Raw genomic sequence first — 2,875 nt, 5'->3', positions numbered from 1 at the left:
GCCGCTGAGGCCTGTGCCGATCTGCACGATGTTGCCATCCTCGATGGCAACATCGGCGGCATAGCTGCGGTCGGCGGCGACGATGGTGCCGCCCTTGATTACGGTTCTGCTCGTCATTGTCTTCACTCCACGATTTCAGCGGTTTCCAGCACGGCATGCAGCAGCACATCGGCGCCTGCCGCCGCCCATTCGCGGCTGATGTCCTCGTCCTCGTTGTGGCTGAGACCATCGACGCAGGGGCACATCACCATCGCGGTCGGCGCCACCTTGTTGATCCAGCAGGCATCATGCCCCGCGCCGGAGATGATGTTGCGGTGCGAATAGCCCAGCTTTTCCGCCGCACGGCGCACGGCCGAGACGCAACCTTCGTCAAAGGTTACCGGGTCGAAATGGCCGGCCTGTTCGATCTCGAGGCCCAGTTCCAGTTCCTCGGCGATCTTCGCGGCCCCTTCGCGCAGACGGCGCTCCATGTCTTCTTGGGTGTCGAAGCTGGGCGAGCGGAAGTCGATGGTGAAGACCACCTTGCCCGGCACGATGTTGCGGCTGTTGGGGTAATAGTCGCAATGGCCCACAGCGCCCACCGCGCCGGGCTGGTGGCTCATCGCGATTTCATGCACCAGATCGGTGATCCGCGCCGCACCCAGGCCGGCGTTGCGGCGCATCGGCATCGGGGTGGAGCCGGTATGCGCCTCCTGCCCCGTCAAGGTCACCTGAAGCCAGTTCAGACCCTGGCCGTGGGTGACCACGCCGATGTCCTTGCCCTCGGCCTCCAGGATCGGGCCCTGTTCGATGTGCAACTCGAACATCGCGTGCATCTTGCGGCCGCCCACCGGCTCGTCCCCGACGTAGCCGATGCGAGCCAGCTCCTCGCCGAATGTCTTGCCCTCCGCATCCTCGCGGGCATAGGCCCAGTCCTGGGTGTGGACGCCGGCAAAGACACCGGAGGACAGCATCGCAGGCGCAAAGCGCGTGCCTTCCTCATTGGTCCAGTTCACCACCACGATCGGGCGGCGCGGGGTGATCCCCTGATCGCGGATCGTGCGCACGACCTCAAGGCCCGCCAGCACGCCCAGCACGCCGTCGTATTTGCCGCCCGTGGGCTGGGTGTCGAGATGGCTGCCCATCATCACCGGATCCAGATCCGGCTCGGCGCCCTCTAGGCGGGCAAACATGTTGCCCATGCTGTCGACGCCGACAGTCATTCCGGCCTCTTCGCACCAGCGTTTGAACAGGCCGCGGCCTTCCTTGTCGGCGTCGGTCAGCGTCTGGCGGTTGTTGCCGCCGCGCAGGCCGGGGCCGACCTTGGCCATTTCCATCAGCGAATCCCACAGGCGGCTGCCGTTGATGCGGGCGTTGCTTTGCACGTCTTTCATGGTGTCTCTCCCTATTGGCAGCTGCCGCCCATGCATGCGGGCGGCAGCAGACAGGTCACGCGCTGAGCGATTCGGCCAGGATGCCGATCAGCGTGTCGATTTCGGATTTCTCGATGATCAGCGGCGGCGACATGGCGATGATGTCGCCGGTGGTGCGCAGATGCGCCCCCTTGTCCCAGGCGCGCAGATAGGTGTCGAAGGCACGTTTGGTGGGCTGGCCCGCAACCGGTTCCAGCTCCACCGCGCCAACCAGACCGGCACAGCGGATATCCCGCACATGCGGCAGCCCCTTGAGGCTGAACAGCGCCTCCGCCCAGTAGTCTTCCAGCGAAGCGGCACGTTCGAACAGCTCCTCCTCGCGGTAGGTGTCCAGCGCCGCCAGCGCCGCCGCACAAGCCACCGGGTTGCCCGAATAGGTATAGCCGTGGAACAGCTCGATCATGTGTTCGGGGCCAGTCATGAAGGCATCGTGGATCTCGCTGCTGATCATCACCGCGCCCATCGGGATGACGCCATTGGTCAGACCCTTGGCGGTGGTGATCATGTCCGGCTCGACGCCGTAATAGTCCGCGCCAAAGGCCCGGCCCAGGCGGCCATAGGCGGTGATCACCTCATCAAAGATCAACAGGATGCCGTGTTCGCGGCTGATCTCACGCAGCCGCTGCAAATAGCCCTTGGGCGGCAGGATCACCCCGGCGGAACCCGCCATCGGCTCGACAATCACCGCGGCGATAGTCTCGGCCCCGTGCAGCTCGATCAGCCGCACCAGATCTTCGGCCAGTTCCACGCCATGCTCGGTCTCGCCCTGGCTATAGGGGTTGCGCTCGGGGTCATGGGTGTGGCGCAGATGGTCAACTCCGGTCAGCAGGCTGCCGAAATGGCGGCGGTTGTTGACGATGCCGCCTACTGCGATGCCGCCGAAGTTGACCCCGTGATACCCCTTCTCGCGGCCGATCAGCCGGGTGCGGCCCGCCTCGCCCTTGGCCTTGTGATAAGCCAGCGCGATCTTCAGCGCGGTTTCCACCGATTCCGAACCTGAGTTGGTAAAGAACACGTGGTTCAGATCGCCCGGCGCCAGCCCGGCCAGCCGATCCGCCAGCTCAAACGCCTTGGGGTGGCCCATCTGGAAAGCGGGTGCATAGTCCAGCTCCGCCACCTGTTTCTGCACCGCTTCGGTGATCCGCGGCGCGGCGTGGCCTGCATTGACGCACCACAGGCCCGCGGTGCCGTCCATCACCTTCTGTCCGTCGGCGGTGGTGTAATACATGCCCTCCGCCGCGGCGATCATGCGGGGGCTCTGCTTGAACTGCCGGTTGGAGGTGAAAGGCATCCAATAGGCACCAAGGTCGTTCCTGCGTGCGGTGTCTGATGTCATGACGTGATTTCCTTTTCCATTAAACTGCGGATTCAGGCGGCCGAAAGGCTCAGCAGGGTGTCGAGGCTGGCCTTTGCGTCGCCGTAGAACATGCGGGTGTTTTCCTTGAAGAACAGCGGGTTCTCGA

2 protein-coding genes are annotated in these 2,875 nt (G+C 64.5%); both read right to left on the bottom strand.

Features of this window, described 5'->3' with window-relative positions; all coding sequences use genetic code 11:
* Positions 1–122 precede the first annotated feature (122 nt).
* Positions 123–1,373, bottom strand: coding sequence for a Zn-dependent hydrolase (locus VOI29_RS23740; protein ID WP_323784270.1), 1,251 nt, complete (start codon positions 1,371–1,373; stop codon positions 123–125).
* Between the two features lie 55 nt (positions 1,374–1,428).
* Positions 1,429–2,748: an aspartate aminotransferase family protein gene (locus tag VOI29_RS23735; RefSeq protein ID WP_323784268.1), complete on the bottom strand. Its 1,320-nt coding sequence runs from the start codon at positions 2,746–2,748 to the stop codon at positions 1,429–1,431.
* Between the last annotated feature and the right edge of the window lie 127 nt (positions 2,749–2,875).

Source organism: Leisingera sp. (assembly GCF_034669605.1).
In the GTDB taxonomy this organism is placed as follows: domain Bacteria; phylum Pseudomonadota; class Alphaproteobacteria; order Rhodobacterales; family Rhodobacteraceae; genus Leisingera.
Note: the sequence above shows the minus strand (reverse complement) of the source record. Positions and strands in the feature narration are given on the sequence as shown.